The following is a 19,025-nucleotide window of genomic DNA, read 5'->3' on the forward strand; positions in this document are numbered from 1 at the left end:
CCCCGTCACCAGCACGACCGGCTTTGTCTCGCTCATCATTGCCCCGCCGGATCAGCGTTGCGCAACAATCCGTCAACCAGAGCGGTCCAGGCGACGACGATCTTGCCTCGAGGCTGCATGGTCAGGCCCGCGGTCGACCCGAATTCGGGAACCGCATCCTTCAGGATGGTCCTGATGGTGGCGCGATCGTCGCGCGCGATCGCCTGCTCAAGCGCCGCAATCCATTTGCGCAGTGTCTGCATCGGCGGCTCGTTCGGCTGCGCGGCCATGATGCCGGGGACGCCGATCTCGTGGGTCGGCTCCTCGGAAGCGAACAGGATCTCGTACAGGCGCTCGCCCGGCCGCATGCCCGTGAACACGATCTCGATGTCGTAGCCCGGCTGAAGCCCGGAAAGCCGGATCATGCGCTCGGCGAGATCGACGATCTTCACCGGCTGGCCCATGTTGAGCACGTAGACCGAGACGTCCGAGTGCTGCGCCCCGAGCGCGTGCGTTGCCGCGGTAATGACGAGATCGCAAGCCTCACGGATGGTCATGAAATAGCGGATCATGTCGGGATGGGTGACGGTGACAGGGCCGCCGGCCTCGATCTGGGCCTTGAACTTCGGCACCACCGAGCCGTTCGAGGCCAGCACATTGCCGAACCGGACCGAGATCAGCCGCATCGGCGGCTTCGCACCGCTGCTCGCTGCCGCAAGATCACGGTTGAGCGCCTGGCAGTACATCTCGGCAAAGCGCTTGGTCAGCCCGAGCATCGACACCGGCTCGATCGCCTTGTCGGTCGAGATCATCACCATGGCTTCCGCGCCGGCGGCGAGCGCTGCGTCGGCCACGTTGATGGAGCCGAAGATGTTGGTTTTGACGCCCTCGCTCCAGTCGCGCTCGAGGATCGGCACGTGCTTGAGGGCCGCGGCATGGAAGACCATGTCCGGCTTGAACTCGGCCATCAGGCGCATGATGCGCTCGCGGTCGCGAATGTCGGCGATCCGCCCCTCGATCACGGCAGCCGCGCCGGCGAGCGCTTCCGTGACCGCGTAGAGCGCCGGCTCGGAATTTTCCAGAATCAGCACGCGTGCAGCACCGAAGGTCACCACGCGCTCGCAGATCTCGGAGCCGATCGAGCCGCCGCCGCCGGTGACGATCACCGCCTTGCCCCTGATCAGCGCTTCCAGGCGCACATAGTCGATCTTCTCGCTCGGCCGCAACAAGAGGTCCTCGACTGCGACCGCAGTGAGCCGGGGCGCCTCGCCGCTCTCCAGCGAGGGCATGCGGCTCACGATCACGCCTAACTTGCGTGCCCGCATCAGGATCGATTCGGGATGGGCTTCCGGCTCAAACGCCGACGACGTCATCACGATGCGGGCGATCGGCTTGTCGCGCTTGGCGAAGTCCGCGATGATGCCCTCGAAATCGTCCATGCCGCCCAGCACCGGCAGGTTGCGGATGAACTGGCCCCGATCCGCAAGCGACGGCGACAATACGCCGACCGGCCAGATGCGCTTGATCGCCCCGCTCTCGATGCCGCGCAACAGCACCTCCGCATCCGCGGCGCGGCCGATCAGCAGCGTCGGCGCGGCATCATCGGTCTTCGCATGACGGCGCACCCGCGTATAGCGGAAATAGCGATAAGTCATGCGCAGCGCGCTCAGAAAGGAAATCTCCAGGAACCAGTAGAGGACGATCGTCACCTTGCCGAGGAAGAAGGCGCCGCGAACGTTGGGGGCGACGAAGATGTAGTCGAGCACGAGCAGGGCAACGGTCAGCACGGTCGCCGCGCGAATGATGTTCAGCGCGTCCGGCAGCGAGATGAAGCGCCATTTCGTCGTGGTCAGGTTGAAGAGGAAGAACACGACCACGGCCAAGCCGAGGAAGTAGGGTAGGATCTGGAACAGGAGCGGCAGGCGCGCGAAGAAGTCGTCGCCGCCCTCGAATCGCAGATAGAAGGCAGCAAAAAGCGCCGCCGTGGTCGCCAGCAGGTCGTGGAACGCGATCAGGAAATTGCGCAAGGTGAGATGCGAAAGACGCGTCATCCGCGGACCGATGAAAACCTAGTTAGATGCAACCTGCCCGCGCTGATAACCGATCTCGATAAAACTTGCCAGCGTCCAGACCGGCCATTCCGGTGGTTGCGTCAGCCCTTTCTGGACTTGCGCCAGGTAGCGCATGACCTAAACTTTCCGAACCGTCAAAAATGGGGCGGATAGAGGGCGTCTCGTGCTATGCATCGACCTAACATTGCGATCCGAAACACGCTAATGCGCTGCGTCTGCGCACTGTTTTCAACAGCTCGGCACGCATAGGAAAGGAACACTTTCATTCCGGCAATTTGAAGCGCCGTAGAGCAGCTGCTGATCGAAAGCAGCCCTTTAGGTTGCTGTGTAGTTCGAAGAGTCGCGACAGAGTCAGGGGGTAGGCTGTCCGGAATCCACTTGGCATGTTGCTTACGCGTTGCCTCCGATCATCCCGGACGATCGGCTCGACCGTGCATAAATGCTCAGGCCACTGGGTAATCAGTCTCCGCGCATCCACAACTCTTTCGCAGTGGAAAAATTCTGAGGCGGCAGACCCGTGCCGTTTCGCCCCACAAAACTGGCCCGCCACAACAAGCGGTTTTGTCCGGCATGAATGCCGAGTGGCTGCGCAAGCGGAGCTGCCCGAGGCCATTCACCTTGCGTTGCGTGAGTCAACGAAGGGACAGGCGGCGAGCGGGATCAGGACGGGCGTCCGTGCAATGTGAACATTTTTCCGTCCCGAACGGTTGAGCGCCGTTCGGCCGGCTGAGCAAAATTTGCCAGACATCGCCCCGTACGGATACGCTGGAAGGCCTATCAGTGCCGGATTGAAGCTTCGCGACTGGCCTCTACTGACAAGACTTGGACCAAAACCAAACATGCGTGGCTGCGGCCGAGCAGTCAGCATCTTGAAGCATCTGCGCCCTTCGGCCACCTGAAGACAATGACCTTCATCGCTGCGCTGCGCCGCGATTGGATTGGTGCGCCCTGGCTCGGTGGCGCGCCCCGTGAATGGTGAGCTCTTCACGCTCTACGTCGAAAAGGTGCTGGCGCAAAGTCTGGCAGAAGGCGAAATCATGATCTTCAAAAACCTCAGAAAACCCAAGGGCTCGAGGCAACTTGGAAAGCCAGTGCCGGGGAAAATATTCATTCGTGGCGTGCATTTATGCAAAAAGCGTAGAAGGCCAGGAGCTGAACACGAGCTAGATGCACTCGCCGAACGCTTTTAAGGGATTCCCCCTCTGGACATGGCGCACGATCCTGGCCGTAGGCTAAAGTTACCATCCAGCAGGACCAAAAGAAACCGGGCCGAAGTTGCGAGTCGGCAGGAGTATGGACTGTAGATTACGAACGGCATCACCGACCGCGGCCGGCATCTATCATGAAACGTAGGAGGGGGAAGGTGAAGCGGCGCCGGGCAATCCACTGCTGCCTACGTCTTGTCCGTGCGCTCACCCACGGGTGAGCATCATACTGTTCAGTTTAATTCGGAGACCTGCTCACGAAGGCGAATTGCTCGCGATGATTTTGCTCGTTTGTGCCTTTTGGAGCAGCAGCCAAGCGCAAATATGCGGGACTCATCCGGTGGGACCTTGGCGCCTCGATCTCCGACCGGCAATGAACTCAGGCGGCAAACGCCACGCCAAACTCGAGGGCAGTTTGCAGCTAAACGCACAGGACTAAAGGCGAAATCCAAAGCACTGGAGGGCAACATGAGCGGACGGGACCAGCTTATGGGCGATTTTTGGAATCGATGCAGGCTGCATCAGAAGTAGCGTTCCTTCACTGACAATCAACTGTTCGAGGGGGACATTGCGGGCTACGAAGATCTCTCCATGTACGACGCCCCCTGGCACGTCGGGATCGTCTCCAGCTCGCGTAGCCAAGTGCTCAAAACGGCAAGCCGGCAAACGACAGCCGATCTCCTCATAAACCTCTCTTACAATACATTCCAGGAAAGACTCGTTGCCTTCGCGATGGCCTCCAAACAATCCAACTTTCCCCGGATGTAGGATTCCAGGAACAGTGTCACGCTGCTGCAATAGAAGACGCCCGTCCTGAGCAAGAAGAATGGCGGCGGTCGCTTCCCGTCGTTTACCGTTCATGAGATTGCATCAAAGCGCCATCGGTGGTCGATGATAGAATTGATCGTCGCCGACCGTTTGCGCTGACAGGTGCCTCCTTGATCGACGACGAGCCGAACAGGACCTTGCTGAATCGTAAGGTTTGGCGGCGCAACCGGCGCGCCGAAAACACTAATGCGAGCACGCGAGATCTGCATATTTAAACAACCATGTCTCTCGTCGTCAGAGCTTGATCTAGGAGCGAAGGTCGAGCGGCAATTGGTCGCCTATGTCCGGTCTTCGGGTTGCGCGAACTTCACGTGGTGAGCATCGCCGGAGCTCTCGTTACAAATTAGACGAGTCTGACTTGGCAATCGTGTCCCGTGGAGTGGTGTAGCTGGCGGAAGACATCAGCTTGCCACGACGGGCAAGCCACCCGGGAAATCATAGCTCAATGGGACGGTAGTTTCTAGCGTAGGATAGCGGCGCGCTGCACAGCCCATTCTCGTCTTGTTTGAGCAGGATCGTGCCGACAAGGCGAACGAGGTCCTTGTCGGGAAGCTGCCGACGACCTCGGTCACCGCTGGATCTGGCCGATAAGGCGCTCGATCGGGTTGATCGAGTGCAGCTTGGCGGGTGCGGAGCCGGAACAGTCATGCTAGGCAAGCATAGCTTCAATAATGAAAGTGAGCGAGCTTGGGGCAGTTTGGGACGGAGCTGGTCGGCAACCGGTAGCGATGGCTGAGACGACGCGCCTGCCGCTCTTGCCGGCATGCGCCAGGTCCTTGTTGGCGCGGCAGCTCTGCTGGATGCCGTTGAGCTTGGCGACAGCCTTGACCTGCGAGGCGTCACGCTGGTGGTCTTCGACGCCCATTAGGGCCCTAGGGCGGGGAACCTTGCGCAAGAACGCGGTCCAGAATGCCTCGGCCTCGGAGCAGCCGATGTCCATGCCGAAAATCCCGCGTCGGCCGTCACTGTTGACGGCGGGAGTTCTGCCAGGGATTAGAAACAGCGGCCAAGTTGTGGCTGTTCCCGCCCGGCAGCCAATCCTGCTGGAGCAGATCTTTGCGATTTCCGCTGCGACAGGTATCCGCTCCTGATCCTCGCGCTTATGCTCACCATGGTCGCAGCCCAGCTTCCAATTGGCTTCCATCTGGTCTGAACCGAGAAACATGAGTTGGGAAATTCTGCGCAAAAGGTAGGCCGCTTAATGCCCCTCGAGCCCATTTGTCGCTGAGCCCACCCCTGTCGGCCAGGTGCACAGCCATCGAGGCGTTGAGACTTGGCGTGTTTTGATTTACGAGGGAGGGCTCTGATGGTGCTTCTGCAGTTTATAAGTCCATACGTGAGGTCAGTCCTGATCTTCGGATCTTCGTGCTATCGTGCAGTTTGATGTGGCGCGATTGGAGTTTGCTTGGCCCGATCGGCGAAAATTTATCAATTCTCTTATTAGCAGGAGCCGCCGAAGCTGCGTTCCGTTCAGGAGCGCTTCAAACAGGGACAGAATTTCGCGTGCCTGGATGTAGACTTCCATGTTCAGGGCGTGCTGATCGAAGCCGTAGGAGCGGAGCCGGGTTTCGATTTCAACCGCGGCAGACCGGTCGAGCTGCCAATCCAGCGCGTTCCTAATCGTGTAGATTTCGGCGGCGTCCTGTAAGTCGGGAGGCATGCCCGCGACGTCCACGCGCCGAAGCGTCATCTCGACAGCCTTCTGCCGGTACGCGCCAAGGAGCCTGTGTCGCAGAACCCGGTAGCGCTGCATCTCCCAGGAGAGTTCGGCAATGTCGATGGTGAGGAGCCATTCGATAGCGGACCGCGGATTGATGTCGCGAAAGATTGCAGCCTGAAGCGCGTGATAGTGATCGATGTTCTCTCCAGCCAGGAGCTGTGGTGGAGGACAAAGCGCTTCGAGGTGAGGGGGCAACACAGCCAGCGTTAGCGGGTGAGGACGATCGATTGCAGTATTCATTGCCGTTGCACGTGCAAGAGTGGAGTTTGGCTAGGTGCAGAGTGGCTCGCTCCATCCGTCAGATGAACGGGGCTCGCATCCCAAAGATCCTTGGCGATTGATAACGGAGCAATCTGCAGGTTCGCCCACCAAGCTCGCTCGTTGCCGTGGCGGTGGAGCGATTGATGGTGCGATCGGCAGAGCGGCACCGTGAACTCGTCGCTCACCTTGCGCCCTAATGTTCTTGGCTGAGCAAACTTCAGATGATGCGCATCAGCGGAGGTCTTCTGGCAGACCAGGCAACCCTGGCTGCGGATGAACGCGAGGTGATCCTTGCTGCGTCGTCGGGGCGGCTCTTTCGGGAAGGCGAGGCCGACTTGCTCTTCGGGAGTAGGAGCAGCTGCATGAACTTTGCTGGGCGCCGCCGTTGGGCCTCCATCGGCGGGAACTCGGTCCACTGAGGACACAGGCTGCTGGTCTGCTAAATAGGCGTCGGGAAGGGCGGCTTCCTCAAATGTTTTCTGGTAGGCGGCCTCGAGTACGCGGGCGTCCGCCTCCAGAAGGGTGTTCTTGAGCGGGAGGCCGATCTTGGCCCAGGCAAGCAGCTCTTCGCTGCCCTCCCGCTGCGCAAGCTCGCCCAAGAGCCGGTCCAGGAGCTCGGCGGAGCGTTCAGGGCTAAGAGAGGAGGGCGGTTCAGGCCGCTTTTAGGGGCCTTCCCCTTCGGTCCTAGCGCACTCTGTGGTCGCTTGGCAGCTGGAGGCGCTGGAACGATGTCAGGGGCGTCCAAATCATCCTCCCCGGCGATCCCGACCAGGGCAAAGAGAGCATATCGGCGAGCGTAGGTCAGCGCTGTTCCCATCCGATGCGGCGCTTCAACCTCCTTGGCGGCGCACACCGGAAGGTCCGAGGAGATCCATTCGCCGGAGGCGTGGGCCAGCAGGGTCGTGAGATGGATCTGGCCCGTGCCCTGCTCGATCCGGGTGGTCTGGATGGTGGCGATCTCCTGCTGGCTTAGCGTCTTGCGGACGATGTCAAGGCCAGAGGCTAGCGAAGCGTAACGGAAGGTCCGGTCGTCTTCCCGCGGGAAGGGCGACCGGATCACGGCGGTGAGGGTCTTCTCGGGGTTCATGAGTTCAGCCCGGGCGCGGGCAAGCGCGGCCGCGATGGTCCCGATCCGCTCACTGGACTGGTGCATCGGAGCCCTCCGTCGCGCCGTGGGCCTCGAAACTCACCGCGCCGGACTTGGAGCGCTTGGCTTTGATGCCGTGGCCGGTCGCCTCCTTGGCATCCTCCGGCATGAGCTTCTTCAGATCAGCCTTGGCGGTCTCATGCTCGCCATGGGCCTCCCGGGTTCGAAGGTAAGTCGCTGCCAGTTCAGCCCAGTGATTGGACGTCGACATGTCGACGACTCTGACGGCTTCCAGGCGTGGGCGCGGCGTCTCGATATTGAAGAGTGCTGGAGGCTCACCGCTTTGGACGCAGCGCCAGAACTTCTTTTCGGCCGTGAGCAATAGGTGCTGGTAGAGCGGATCGGCGTGGACTCTGATTTCTACCTATTTTCCGCCGCCGGTGATGATTGAGAGCACCGAGCTTCGCGCGGCCGTGACCCACATGTTATGCTGTAGCTGCGCCATGTGTTTTTCGGCTGCCGCTTCCTCGGTGAAGGCCCACGGCAGCATGAACTTCGCCTCAAACACTGCGTCGGTTTGCTCGACGGTGCCGTCCAGGGTACCGGCGCTATAGTCGCGCTACGCGCCCGGTGGAATCAGTAACGCTCCAATCGCACGAATGCCAGTCCTTTCTGCAGCAACATTGTTGCTCGCTTTAGCCGCAGCAATGGCTCTTATTCTCACCCGCTTAGGGCAAGGACGGGAGGAGTCTGACCGGTATCAAAGCGACAAAACGAAGCCAATCGACGGATGAACAGCAAAGAGAAAGACGCGAGATGCGCTGGCAGAGCACGATCCTGCCTAATCCTGCGACATGTTGAAAAGAAGCAGGGATTGTCGGAAGATCAGCTGTTCTCCATGAAACGTGGGCCCGTAAGAATTGATGCGTCCGGCAGTTTTTTTTGATCGTGATGGCGTCCTCAATGAGGACGACGGCTATGCTTTTGACCCGAACAAAATCCGGTGGGTGAAAGGGGCCCAGCAGGCCGTCAAGGCAGTCAATGATGCTGGTTATTTCGCGTTCGTCGTGACGAACCAATCAGGAATTGCCAGGGGGATTTACGAGGAGCAGCATGTTCGCAATTTGCACGAATGGATGTTGCGTGAGCTTGCTGTCGTTGGTGCGCATATTGATGCGTTTGAAGTTTGCCCGCATCACCCTGATGGTCTGATTGCGCGGTATCGTATCCTCTGCAACTGCCGCAAGCCGCAACCGGGGATGATCAAAGCTCTGCTTGAACGGTATCCGGTAGATGTCGGTGCCAGCTTCATGATCGGCGACAAGCAGAGCGATCTTGCTGCAGCGCAAGCGGCCGGCATCGCAGCCCATTTGTTCGATGGGTCAAACCTCCATGCGTTCATCGCCCCGCTGTTGAATGAACGGGGTTCCGATCACCCCGCATCGAACACGGTCGCATAACCGCCGCGGGAAAGGGAGATTCACGCTTGCGATCGTTCACTCGTTAGCCGAATTAAGGAGGTAAGTTGGCGTCAAAGCGACAAATCGAAGCCAATCGGGCGAACGCAGCAAAGAGTACAGGCCCGCAAACGAGCGCCGGGAAAGCAACCTCGAGCCGCAACGCTTATAGGCATGGCTTATCGCGGTGGGACGAAGCCGCTGGTTCTGGGCCCGCCGGGTTCGATGCAGCCCTTGCAGAGGAGCTTGACGACACGGGCTTGGAAGTCGCACTTCAACATCTGGCTCAAGCCAGGAGCCGACAGGATCGCCTCCGAACTCTTAGGCTCCGTCTGATCGCCGCCGTGATCGAGTGCGCTGAACCAAAGCCAAATGAGAGATCTGTCGAGTTTGGAACGATATGAGAAGGCCGCCCTGTCGCGGCAGCGGAGAGGGCTCAAACGCGTGAAGCGGAAAAGTGGATAAGGTCGTCCACAAGGAGCCGTGCCGACCATCGAAGCGGGAGTTCACTGTTCTACTTGATGGTGCGGCAGAACTTACGTCGACCCAGCCCGCCCTTGAGGTTCCTCATTGGCCCAATTCGATCCTCTGATAAGACGCCGTAGCGAGTCGGTCAGCAATTCCGTATTAAGTTCCTTCGAGATCACATCGAAAAAACCGAAATGAGACTTGCATCGTCGGGCAAAACAGTGGTTTATAGGGTGCTGGTCCCACTCAGAAACGACGAACCAGCCATGACTGATGACTTCAAAGCGTTATCTGATTTGCCCGCGCTCGCTAGGCTCAATGGTTCCGAAGGAATTACGGCAAGCTTCTCGGCGCTCTATACCTGCGCTCCATCAATGCCGCCCGTGGACGCTCCTGGCTTTGGACCGCGTTGCTTTCGGCCGCTTGCTCCGCGGCACTGGCATGGCTCGGCAGGCGGGGTGCGTTGTTATAAGCTGCCGGGTAATAGCTTGAACGAGGCGATTGCCGGATTGAAGTGAGTAATTCCTGTCGCGCTCTCGCTGCTCCGGAAAAATCGCGGAAAGGGGCGGCGCAACCTACGACCAGGCGAGCGATCTTCCCCATGCGTTCTTGCACGAGCTCCGGCGCAAGGTGCAGCCACGTAGCTCTCGGCGAAGCGGCTAAACCACGCCGCCAAAATCGATGCCTTCCTTGGCAAGCTCCTCGGCTTCCTCGGCGGAAGTGGTGGGCTTCGTATCAAGGTAAGGATGCTCGGAAGCCGGCAGGATGGTGCGGATGTTCTGGCCGTCGGCCCGGGTGATGCGGGCAACCCAGCGCCTATGCCCGCGCTCAAAACGCTGGATGTGGTACTGCGTGTCGTAGTCAAAACGCTTGAACGCAACTGACGCTAGCGCGGTCCTCCTTCTAGCCGCGGTGATGCCGCTGCAAAGGTCTTAAAGCCAAGCTAAGATCGCCACCGTGAGCCGCGCAATGGGTCGGACTGCAACGTTCTACGATTCGGGAAATCGGGCCGGAGAGTAAGGCGTCCTCAGTCCGTCATATTGATCCTCCGGACAATTTGGTTTTGCTACCTTCTCAATCGCGTCGTAGGGTGGCACGGCGAGGCGATGCAAAGCGGCCAGGCCCAAGAACTCGCAGCTCGCTTGAGGCGTTGCCGGGAGCTTGCCAGCCCTTCAGGACAGAACCTGCGGCGAATGATCCGCGACCTCGAAGTCCAGAAGTAGCAAGGCCGGCTTCGCCGCTGCGGCCGGGAGCCCGGATTTTGCAACGGTGTTGTATCGCCATGCCAAGGGAGATTACCATAACGCTTTGGTCTTTAGCCGCCGCCTGCGTGGTGGCGTTTAGCTTTGCGGCTATCCTTTCTCCTCAGTAGCCTCCAGTTGTGATGGGCCGGCCGATTGGCAGCCTCTGCTACTTTGGCCGACTTTTTGGTCTGCTCAGAGTCACGGCAGGAAAACTTCGGCAAGCGTGATATTACTCGGAAGCATTCCAATCTTCGGTTGACGATCCCCCGAGGGACCATCGTGCAGATTAAGCTTCCAGTGACCGATCTCAAAGCAGCACAGCGTATCGAAAGCATTGCGCTCCAGGACGAAACCGGGAGCCACGTAGGCCAATACCTGTTTGGGAAGGGCCATGGCCGAACCGTATTCCTGTTGGGGAAGTACAGAGGCAGTTTCAAAACTCACGCGGAGTGCCAAGCGTTCGTCGATGGAGTCCTTGCGGTGATCAGTGCTTCTGATGAGTCAGCACCTCTGCTGTAGGGCGGCGCGCGTCCACGTCGGCAGACTACCATGGCCATCGACTCGTCACGGCGGGCGTAGCAAATCCGATATTGGCTTTGAGCCCTTCTGTGACACTGGGCTCATAACCGCAATTCCGCCGCCATGGGGGTGAGCGGATATTGGTCTCGGTATCAGCGCCGCCCGCGGATATCCAACGAGCAGCTCTTACGGAAAGGCAGGCCGTCCCGTTCACACGCAGGCAATCGCTCCAGCCGCCCGAACTGATGCGTCCTCCTGCCGCTTTAATCGCGGCGGCGGCGTGTTCGACAAGCCGTGCCCTCAGCTCTGACCAGACAGGACGCCCATCGAGAAATTCGCAATTCGGCTTCGGTGTGTAGCCGAGCAATCGATAGAGATTCCGAAAATTGCCAAAGTGGGTTCGACAGGTCGCAGAGCAGGGAAGGCCCGGAGTTCGATTGATAATGGTCGGTGTCAGACGGCCTTCTTTGAGAAGAGTCTTGCGTAGACGAACGAGCAGAGCTTCAGTCGAATCGCCGCAAATCAGACGGTGCGCTCCGATCCGCCATAGGTCTTTCGCCCCGAAGCGGAGATGCCTTGCCGCGTCTTGCTAGTAGACATTCTCGCCCCCTGCGCGGGCAATGGCGAGTGCCTCCTCCAACGCCCTGAGGCGCCCGACGTCGCGCTCATATTCAACAAGATACGGATGCAGCGTCTCTTCGTCCCAGGGCGGCGGTCCCTCCCTTAGGAACACGTATCCTGCGAGATCAATCGGCACGTCCTTGGGAACATGGAAGACTGATGACTGCCGCAGGGCCTCTGGTTCAAGCAGCCCAGCCCGATCAAATTCCCGCAAGAGCTGCTTGATGGCTTGCAGCTGTCCGCTAGCCGCTTTGGCGAACTGGCTATGAAGCATAGCCTCATGCGGATGCAGTTTCGTTGGCCGGCCGCCGAGCTTGACGATCTAGCAGGGACGCGACATCCGGCCTCTTCGATGAGCGGCCTGCGTCTACCTCTTTATGTCGATTTGGCTGTCGCCGCGTCCCGAACTGCGTGTGCTTTGGCGGCTTGCCGTACCCTATTTCATAGGAACGCGACTTCGCTCCAGCGCGAGCTGGCTCGTGTTCGGGACTGTCGTCATCGTCAGATTGCATCGTCTCAACTCCTCGTTTGGCGTAACGCCCCAGGAGTGAGACCATCTTCTGCAGCAGAAGCCACGCAAAGACGCCGCACACCGAGGCGCCACTGGCGCGCATCCGGTTCATGTCGGTTCTATCGGTGTTGCGGGAGTTCGGCCGCTAAATGGTTGAATTCACTATTTTTGTCACGGGCTTGGGTCGGCTGCCGGCCGAAGTTTATTGAGTTTGGCCTGTTAATGCCCGATCGCGTGATTAGCGGCGTCAGCGTTCGTCCGCGATCACCTTGCCGTCATTCGGCAGCACGCCGGGGCTGACCAGCTCGACGTTGCCGCCGAGCTTCGTCACGGCACGCAAGGTGCTGGCGATCTGCTCGCGCAACGCGTCGCTCACGGCTGTCGTTTCCGCTTTCAGCGTCATTGCGTCGGTCTCGCCCTGGCGCGAGACGACGAGGCGTAGTCGTCCGAGTGCGGAATGGCGCTTGCCGATTTCGGCGATCTGCTCGGGGCGGACGAACATGCCCTTCACCTTTGTAGTCTGGTCGGCGCGGCCCATCCATCCCTTGATGCGCATGTTGGTGCGCCCGCACGGACTGACGCCCGCCAGAGTCGCGGTGAGGTCGCCGAGTGCGAGGCGGATCCAGGGATGGTGCGGGTCGAGCGAGGTGACGACGATCTCGCCGACGTCGCCCGGCGCAACCGGATCCCCCGTGCCGGGCTTGACGATCTCCAGGATCAAGTCCTCGTTCACGACCATGCCTTCGCGAGCTTCGGTCTCGAACGCAATGAGGCCGAGATCGGCGGTGCCGAAGGCCTGATAGGCGTCGATGCCGCGCGCCTTGATCTCTGCCTGGAGCGAGGGCGGAAACGCCGCGCCCGAGACCATAGCGCGCTTGATCGAGGAGACGTCGCGGCCGCCGCTTGCTGCGGCGTCGAGCAGGATCTTCAGGAAATCCGGCGTGCCGCTGTAGCCGACCGGCCGGTAAGCCTCGATCAGCTCGAATTGCTGTTCGGCATTGCCGGGACCTGCCGGAATCACCGCGCAACCAAGCGCGCGTGCCGATGCGTCGAAGATGAAGCCGCCCGGTGTGAGATGGTAGCTGAAGGTGTTGAGCACGATGTCGTTCGGGCGGAACCCGGCTGCGAACAGCGCCCGTGCGCCGCGCCAGGGGTCGGCTTGGCGCCCCTCCGGCTCGAAAATAGGCCCAGGGGAGGTAAAAAGGCGGGCGAACGACCCTGGCGCGGCCGCCACAAGGCCGCCGAACGGCCTAGAAGCCTTGTGCAGGGCCGGTAGTTCCGACTTGCGCAGCACCGGCAGGCCCGCCAGCGCCTCTCTAGACCTCACCGAGGCGGGGTCGAGGCCCCTCAGCCGCTCGGCATAGGCTGGAGCGGCCATCGCGCCGCGCAGGACCTCCGGGAGCCGCGAAAACAGCTCGGCCTCGCGCGCGCCCTGGTCGCGCGTTTCGAGGGCGTCGTAATGAGCGGTCATGGCTGATCTTTCCGGGTTGGCATGGTCCGTTGCACGCCGCCGCCGGCATCGGTATCAGACCGCCATTGGCGAGGCTTGAAGACGACCCGATGGCGGACGAAGGAAGTATTGCGGCGGACGAGGCGGTGGGCGTCGTCGCGCGCCTGAAGTGCCGCATGATCGACGAGGCGCTGCCGCTGTGGTCGACCGTGGGCTGGGATCACGCCACGGGCGGTTTCATCGACCGGCTGCACCCGAACGGTACGGCGGACGCGGCCGCGCCGCGCCGCGTGTTCGTGCAGGCGCGCCAGATCTATTGCTACGCCAAGGCCGCGCAGATGGGCTGGTATCCCGAGGGGCGAGCGATCGCGCTGAAGGGGCTGGAGCATCTGTTGGACAGAGCGAAGGCGCCAGACGGCCGGCCCGGCTATGTGCACCGGCTGACGCCGGAAGGGGCGGTGCTGGATGCCCGCCGCGATGCCTATGACCACGCCTTCATCCTGTTTGCGCTCGCGACGGTCTACGCCTTCGACCGGGATGCACAGGTGCGCGCCGAGATGGATGCGCTGCTCGGCTTCCTCGACGGCCATCTGCGCTCGCCGCATGGTGGCGTCCACGAAGGCCTTCCGGTCTCGCTGCCGCGCCGGCAGAACCCGCACATGCATCTGTTCGAGGCGATGATCGCCTGCTTCGAGGCGACCCACGATCTGTCGTTCCAGAACCGCGCCGGTGAGTTCTTTGCGCTGTTCCTCGCCAACCTCTATGACAAGCGGAAGTGCGTGCTCGGCGAGTATTTCGAGGAGGACTGGTCGAAGATCGAGCCGATCAGCGTCGAGCCGGGTCACCAGGCGGAATGGGTCTGGCTCCTGAAGGGTTTCGAACGCATCACGGGATGCCCGACCGGGCAGCGGCGCGCCGAACTGTTGGCGACCTCGCTGCGCTACCGCGACGAGGCCACGGGCTGCCTGATCGACGAGGGCGACGACGCCGGCAACATCCGCCGCAGCACGCGTCGGCTGTGGCCCCAGACCGAGATCGCGAAGGCGTGGATCGCGCAGGCCGAGTCCGGCGAGGCCGGCGCGGCGGACGAAGCGCGCGCAGCGCTGTTGCGGCTCGAACGGCATTATCTCAGCCATCCTGTGAAGGGCGGCTGGTACGATCAGTTCGACCGCGACGGCAAATCGCTGATCGACACCATTCCTGCGTCGTCGTTCTATCATGTTCTGTGCGCCGTCACGGAAGCGGAGCAGGTGTTGGGTTAGAGCCAACGCTTGCGCCGCTTGAAGCTCTTGAGGTTCTTGAAGCTCTTGCGCTGGTCGCCGGCGCCGCCGAGGTAGAATTCCTTGACGTCCTCGTTGTCGCGCAGTTCGTCCGCGGTGCCGTCGAGCACGACCTTGCCTTGCTCCATGATGTAGCCGTGGCTCGCCACCGAGAGTGCGGCGCGCGCGTTCTGCTCCACCAGCAGAATGGTGACGCCGAGGTCGCGGTTGATCTTCTGGATGATCGAGAACACCTCCTTCACCAGCAGCGGCGACAATCCCATGGACGGCTCGTCCATCAAGATCATTTTCGGGCGCGCCATCAGCGCGCGGCCGATCGCAAGCATCTGCTGCTCGCCGCCCGAGAGATAACCGGCAAGTCCGGTGCGTTCCTTCAGGCGCGGGAAGTAGTTGAAGACCATGTCGAGGTCGGCATCGACCTCGCGATCCCTGCGGGTGAAGGCGCCGAGCCTGAGGTTCTCTAGCGAGGTCATGTCGGCGACGATGCGCCGGCCCTCCATCACCTGGAAGATGCCGCGGCGCACGATCTTGTCGGGATCGATGCCGTTAATGCGGTCGCCCTCGAACAGGATCTCGCCACGCGTGACCTCGCCGTCCTCGGTCTTGAGTAGTCCCGAGATCGCCTTCAGCGTCGTCGACTTGCCGGCGCCGTTGGCCCCTAGCAGCGCCACGATCGCGCCCTTGGGCACATCGAGGCTGAGGCCGCGCAGCACCAGGATGACGTCGTCATAGACGACCTCGATGTTGCGCACGCTGAGGAGGGCGGACGCAGGCACGATGCTGGGGTTGGGGCGCGTTGCTTCGGCAGTCTGGGTCATACAGTCTTCTCCGCTGTCGTCACCCGCGAAGGCGGGTGATCCAGTATTCCAGAGACGCCCAACGTTCCCGAGAGGTCGCGGCGTACTGGATCCCACGCCTTCGCGGGGGATGACAGTTGTGTGGGGGGCGAAAGCGGGGGCTCACCACCCCAGCAATTCCGCCTTGCGCGGCAGTTCGACGGTCTTGACCTTCTCGAGCTTGATCGTGCCCTTGGCCATGAGGTCGTTGAGGTCGCCATCGGTCGCACCTGAGACCTTGGTGCGATAGAGATCGACCTTCAACGTGCCGCGGTGGTCCTTGTCGGTCCAGGTCGAGGGATTGCAGACGCCTTCCATCCCGGCCGGAACCCAGTCCTTCTTCTGGTAGAAGCCTTTGGCAACGTTCTCGCCCGTGGCGCCGCCGTTCTTGGCAGCCCAGTCGAGCGCTTCCTTCATGTACAGCGCTGAGCAGACGGCGGCGACGTAGTGTACGGGGCGATAGACCTTGCCGGTGGGATCTGACATCTTGGAGATCTCCATCAGGGTCTTCATGCCGGGCGCATCGCCGCCCCAGCTCACCGCGGTGCGCAAGGGGAAGATCACGCCGTTGGCGGCATCGCCTGCAGTCTTGGCGGCGTTCTCGTCCATGCCCCAGACGTTGCCGAGGAACTGGATCTCGACGCCCGCGGTCTTGCAGGCCTTCATCACCGAGATATTGGAGGCCGCGGTGTTGCCGAGATAGGCGTAGTTGGCACCCGAAGATTTCAGGCTGAGGCACTGCGCGCTGTAGTCACCGGGTGCGAGCGCGAACACGAGCGGCGGCAGCACCTCGAAGCCGAGCTCCTGTGCCATGGCTTCGCCGGCGGCCTTCGGCGCGTTCGGATAGGGATGGTTGGCGCCCATGTGGACGAATTTCGGCTTGCCGGACTTTCCCTTGGCCTTCCAGTCCTCGGCCGCCCACATCAGCATCGCGCGTAGCGCGTCGGAATAGCTCGGGCCGTAGAAGAAATTGTAGGGAGCAGGCTTGGCCTTGCCGCTGACGCCTTCGGGATCGGTCAGCGCGGCGGCATAGGAGCCGGACATGTCCGGAATCTTGTCCTGTGCGAGGAAGCCGGTCAGCGCCTCGGTGTCCGCGGTGCCCCAGCCCATGATCGCAGCGACCTTCGAGTCCGGCGCCGACCACTTCTTGTAGAGCGCGATCGCACGCGGCACCTGGTAGCCATAATCGTTGGTGTCGACGTTGAGCTGCTTGCCGCCGACGCCGCCGTTCTTGTTGACCCAGGCGAAGGTGTCGGCGACGGCCTGTCCATAGGGCGTGCCCACGTCGGAGGTGCCGCCGGAATAATCGGCGAGATGTCCGATCGCGATCTGTGCCTGCGCGCTTGCCGAGAATGCGGCGATCGCAAGCGCGAGCGATGCGGTGCTCAAAAGGGACTTCATCGTCATGGGTCGGTTCCTCCTGTTATTGTTTAAGTGAAGCTTCCGCGCTCAATGCGAGAACGGGTAAAGTTTCCAGTAAGCCTTGATCTGCCGCCAGCGATGCGCGAGGCCATCAGGCTCGAACATCAGGAACGCGATGATGATCACCCCGATCGCGATCTCGCGCAGGAAGGTGATGTTGTTGTTGAGCGAGAGCGCCTTGTCGATTGCGCCTCCCTTCAAGTGCAGGCTGAGGAATTCCATCGATTCAGGCAGCAGCACCACAAAGGCGGTGCCCATCAGCGTGCCCATGATCGAGCCGGTGCCGCCGATGATGATCATGGCCAGGAACAGGATCGAGCGCTCTATGCCGAAACCTTCCTGGGAGACCACGAGCTGGTAATGCGCATAGAGCGCACCGGCAATCCCGGCGAAGAAGGCGGCGAGGCCGAACGACAGCGTGCGGTACTTGGTGAGATTGATGCCCATGATCTCCGCTGAGAGATAATGGTCGCGGATCGCCACCAGCGCGCGACCGTCGCGCGTGCGCATCAGATTGGTGACGAGGATGTAGCTCGCCAGCACATAGGCCAGCACGACGTAGAAATACTGCCTGTCGCCGCGCAGCGTGTAGCCCAGAATCGAGAACGGCTCGGCGCTCGCAGGCACCGATCCGCCCGAGAACCATTCGGCGCGGGAGAAGAAGTCGAGCAGGATGTATTGCGCGGCCAGCGTCGCGATCACGAGATAGAGGCCCTTCAGCCGCGCCGCCGGGATGCCGAAGATCAGCCCGACCAGCGCAGTGACGATCCCGGCGAGCGGAATTGCGAAGAACACCGGGATCGGCGCGTTGTTGGAGATGTAGGCCGAGGTGAAGGCGCCGAGCAGGAAGAACGCGGCGTGGCCGATCGAGATCTGGCCGGTGAAGCCGACGAGAATATTCAGCCCCAGGGCCGCAATCGAGAAGATGCCAATCTGGATCAAGATGCTGAGCCAGTAGCCGCTGAAGAATTGTGGCGCGAGACACAGCAGCAGCACGCCGGCGATCGCAAAATTGCGGCTGGTCGTGGTCGGGAAGATCGTGGTGTCCGCGGCATAAGTGGTGCGGAAATCACCAGCGGGGATGAGGGCAGGGCCGGCCATGGGTCAGATCCGCTCGATGTCGTGGGTGCCGAACAGGCCGTAAGGCTTGATCATCAGCACGATGATGAGGACGTAGAAGGGCGCGATCTCGTAGAGATTGCCCCAGTGCAGATATTCGCTGTCAACATATTGCGCGACGTTCTCCAGTAGCCCAATGATGATGCCGCCGAGCACGGCGCCGCCGACCGAATCAAGTCCGCCGAGGATCGCCGCCGGAAACACTTTGATGCCGTAGGCCGCAAGGCCAGAGGACACACCGTTCACGACTGCAACGACGACGCCGGCGACGGCCGACACCGTCGCGGAGATCGCCCAGGCCATCGCGAACACGCTTTTCACGGAAATGCCGAGCGACTGCGCAACCTGCTGGTTGAATGCGGTGGCGCGCATCGCAAGACCATATTTGGAAGCGCGGAAGAACCAGGCCATGCTGATCATCATCGCCACCGACACCACGAGGCTCATGACATAGACGGTCTGGATCTGAAGGCCGAACAGACTGACCGACTGGCTCTCGAACACGCGCGGGAACGGCTGCGGATTGACGCCGAACATCCATTTCAGCGTCGCCTGGAGCACGGTGGAGAGGCCGATCGTCACCATGATCACCGAGATGATGGGCTCGCCGATCATCGGCCGCAGGATCAGGACCTGGACCGCGATGCCGAAAACGAACATGAACACCAGCGTCATCGGCATGCCGATCCAGAACGGCACCTGGTATTTCGCCAGCAGGGCCCAGCACACCCAGGCGCCGACCAGCAGCAGCTCGCCTTGCGCGAAATTGACGACCTGCGTCGCCTTGTAGATCAGCACGAACGACATCGCGACCACGCCATAGAGCGTGCCGACCACGAGGCCGTTGACCAGGAGCTGAAAGAGGAAGGCGGTGTTCATGTCGGTCGACCCAGTTCGTCATTGCCGGGCCCGACCCGGCAATCCATCGATGTGGACGGAAGTTTGC

Annotated in this window: 14 protein-coding genes and 2 pseudogenes; 3 read left to right on the plus strand and 13 right to left on the minus strand. The window is 61.2% G+C overall.

Features of this window, described 5'->3' with window-relative positions; genetic code table 11:
- Window positions 1-35 precede the first annotated feature (35 nt).
- On the minus strand, window positions 36-2,030 hold the full coding sequence (locus IVA98_RS31810; RefSeq protein WP_247356324.1) for an SDR family NAD(P)-dependent oxidoreductase: 1,995 nt from the start codon (window positions 2,028-2,030) through the stop codon (window positions 36-38).
- 989 nt (window positions 2,031-3,019) lie between these two features.
- Here IVA98_RS31810 and IVA98_RS31815 point away from each other — a divergent pair.
- Window positions 3,020-3,241: a hypothetical protein gene (locus IVA98_RS31815; RefSeq protein ID WP_247302891.1), complete on the plus strand. Its 222-nt coding sequence runs from the start codon at window positions 3,020-3,022 to the stop codon at window positions 3,239-3,241.
- Between the two features lie 450 nt (window positions 3,242-3,691).
- Here the strand turns inward: IVA98_RS31815 and IVA98_RS31820 are convergent, their stop codons facing one another.
- The 5 genes and pseudogenes from IVA98_RS31820 to IVA98_RS31840 all read right to left on the minus strand — a co-directional run.
- A complete protein-coding gene (locus tag IVA98_RS31820) occupies window positions 3,692-4,117 on the minus strand; it encodes an NUDIX domain-containing protein (protein WP_247302894.1) in 426 nt (141 codons plus the stop codon).
- Between the two features lie 616 nt (window positions 4,118-4,733).
- Window positions 4,734-5,249 (minus strand): hypothetical protein, encoded by a 516-nt coding sequence (locus IVA98_RS37855; RefSeq protein ID WP_524536441.1) that lies wholly within the window; start codon window positions 5,247-5,249, stop codon window positions 4,734-4,736.
- 177 nt (window positions 5,250-5,426) lie between these two features.
- Window positions 5,427-6,044: a hypothetical protein gene (locus IVA98_RS31830; protein WP_247356335.1), complete on the minus strand. Its 618-nt coding sequence runs from the start codon at window positions 6,042-6,044 to the stop codon at window positions 5,427-5,429.
- Window positions 6,041-7,218 (minus strand): annotated as a pseudogene (locus tag IVA98_RS31835) (ERF family protein). Before IVA98_RS31835 ends, IVA98_RS31830 begins: the two are co-directional and overlap by 4 nt.
- Window positions 7,202-7,765 (minus strand): annotated as a pseudogene (locus IVA98_RS31840) (YqaJ viral recombinase family protein); the annotation flags it as partial. The pseudogenes IVA98_RS31835 and IVA98_RS31840, both read right to left, overlap by 17 nt.
- A gap of 307 nt (window positions 7,766-8,072) precedes the next feature.
- Between IVA98_RS31840 and IVA98_RS31845 the strand changes: the two are divergent.
- The gene (locus IVA98_RS31845; RefSeq protein ID WP_247302898.1) at window positions 8,073-8,612 is read left to right on the plus strand and encodes a D-glycero-alpha-D-manno-heptose-1,7-bisphosphate 7-phosphatase; all 540 of its coding nucleotides are present in this window, start codon (window positions 8,073-8,075) and stop codon (window positions 8,610-8,612) included.
- 1,907 nt (window positions 8,613-10,519) lie between these two features.
- On the opposite strand, the gene IVA98_RS31850 is transcribed toward IVA98_RS31845, so the two are convergent.
- From IVA98_RS31850 to IVA98_RS31860, 3 genes are all read right to left on the minus strand, one after another.
- On the minus strand, window positions 10,520-10,714 hold the full coding sequence (locus IVA98_RS31850; protein WP_247356337.1) for a hypothetical protein: 195 nt from the start codon (window positions 10,712-10,714) through the stop codon (window positions 10,520-10,522).
- 715 nt (window positions 10,715-11,429) lie between these two features.
- Window positions 11,430-11,735, minus strand: coding sequence for a hypothetical protein (locus IVA98_RS31855; protein WP_247302903.1), 306 nt, complete (start codon window positions 11,733-11,735; stop codon window positions 11,430-11,432).
- A 484-nt stretch (window positions 11,736-12,219) separates the two neighbouring features.
- Window positions 12,220-13,443 (minus strand): phenylacetate--CoA ligase family protein, encoded by a 1,224-nt coding sequence (locus IVA98_RS31860; RefSeq protein WP_247302904.1) that lies wholly within the window; start codon window positions 13,441-13,443, stop codon window positions 12,220-12,222.
- A gap of 89 nt (window positions 13,444-13,532) precedes the next feature.
- On the opposite strand from IVA98_RS31860, the gene IVA98_RS31865 reads away from it, so the two are divergent.
- Window positions 13,533-14,684, plus strand: coding sequence for an AGE family epimerase/isomerase (locus IVA98_RS31865; protein ID WP_247302906.1), 1,152 nt, complete (start codon window positions 13,533-13,535; stop codon window positions 14,682-14,684).
- Here the strand turns inward: IVA98_RS31865 and IVA98_RS31870 are convergent.
- From IVA98_RS31870 to IVA98_RS31885, 4 genes are all read right to left on the minus strand, one after another.
- Window positions 14,681-15,520: an ABC transporter ATP-binding protein gene (locus IVA98_RS31870; protein WP_247302908.1), complete on the minus strand. Its 840-nt coding sequence runs from the start codon at window positions 15,518-15,520 to the stop codon at window positions 14,681-14,683. The two genes, IVA98_RS31865 and IVA98_RS31870, sit on opposite strands and share 4 nt — an antisense overlap.
- Window positions 15,521-15,661: 141 nt before the next feature.
- Window positions 15,662-16,945, minus strand: coding sequence for an ABC transporter substrate-binding protein (locus IVA98_RS31875; protein ID WP_247302910.1), 1,284 nt, complete (start codon window positions 16,943-16,945; stop codon window positions 15,662-15,664).
- 42 nt (window positions 16,946-16,987) lie between these two features.
- Window positions 16,988-18,061: a branched-chain amino acid ABC transporter permease gene (locus tag IVA98_RS31880; RefSeq protein ID WP_247334333.1), complete on the minus strand. Its 1,074-nt coding sequence runs from the start codon at window positions 18,059-18,061 to the stop codon at window positions 16,988-16,990.
- Between the two features lie 3 nt (window positions 18,062-18,064).
- Window positions 18,065-18,958 carry a branched-chain amino acid ABC transporter permease gene (locus tag IVA98_RS31885; protein ID WP_247356339.1) on the minus strand — a complete coding sequence of 298 codons (894 nt, stop codon included), beginning with the start codon at window positions 18,956-18,958 and terminating at the stop codon, window positions 18,065-18,067.
- Window positions 18,959-19,025 lie beyond the last annotated feature (67 nt).

It is taken from the genome of Bradyrhizobium sp. 160, assembly GCF_023073735.1.
Taxonomy (GTDB): Bacteria; Pseudomonadota; Alphaproteobacteria; order Rhizobiales; family Xanthobacteraceae; genus Bradyrhizobium.

What these genes read in the sequence shown, in the direction of transcription:
- IVA98_RS31875 (WP_247302910.1), bottom strand. Translation starts at nt 16,945, where the DNA reads ATGACGATGAAGTCCCTTTTGAGCACCGCATCGCTCGCGCTTGCGATC.
- IVA98_RS31855 (WP_247302903.1), bottom strand. Translation starts at nt 11,735, where the DNA reads ATGCTTCATAGCCAGTTCGCCAAAGCGGCTAGCGGACAGCTGCAAGCC.
- IVA98_RS31850 (WP_247356337.1), bottom strand. Translation starts at nt 10,714, where the DNA reads ATGGCCCTTCCCAAACAGGTATTGGCCTACGTGGCTCCCGGTTTCGTC.
- IVA98_RS31885 (WP_247356339.1), bottom strand. Translation starts at nt 18,958, where the DNA reads ATGAACACCGCCTTCCTCTTTCAGCTCCTGGTCAACGGCCTCGTGGTC.
- IVA98_RS31870 (WP_247302908.1), bottom strand. Translation starts at nt 15,520, where the DNA reads ATGACCCAGACTGCCGAAGCAACGCGCCCCAACCCCAGCATCGTGCCT.
- IVA98_RS37855 (WP_524536441.1), bottom strand. Translation starts at nt 5,249, where the DNA reads ATGTTTCTCGGTTCAGACCAGATGGAAGCCAATTGGAAGCTGGGCTGC.
- IVA98_RS31830 (WP_247356335.1), bottom strand. Translation starts at nt 6,044, where the DNA reads ATGAATACTGCAATCGATCGTCCTCACCCGCTAACGCTGGCTGTGTTG.
- IVA98_RS31810 (WP_247356324.1), bottom strand. Translation starts at nt 2,030, where the DNA reads ATGACGCGTCTTTCGCATCTCACCTTGCGCAATTTCCTGATCGCGTTC.
- IVA98_RS31865 (WP_247302906.1), top strand. Translation starts at nt 13,533, where the DNA reads ATGGCGGACGAAGGAAGTATTGCGGCGGACGAGGCGGTGGGCGTCGTC.
- IVA98_RS31860 (WP_247302904.1), bottom strand. Translation starts at nt 13,443, where the DNA reads ATGACCGCTCATTACGACGCCCTCGAAACGCGCGACCAGGGCGCGCGC.
- IVA98_RS31880 (WP_247334333.1), bottom strand. Translation starts at nt 18,061, where the DNA reads ATGGCCGGCCCTGCCCTCATCCCCGCTGGTGATTTCCGCACCACTTAT.
- IVA98_RS31820 (WP_247302894.1), bottom strand. Translation starts at nt 4,117, where the DNA reads ATGAACGGTAAACGACGGGAAGCGACCGCCGCCATTCTTCTTGCTCAG.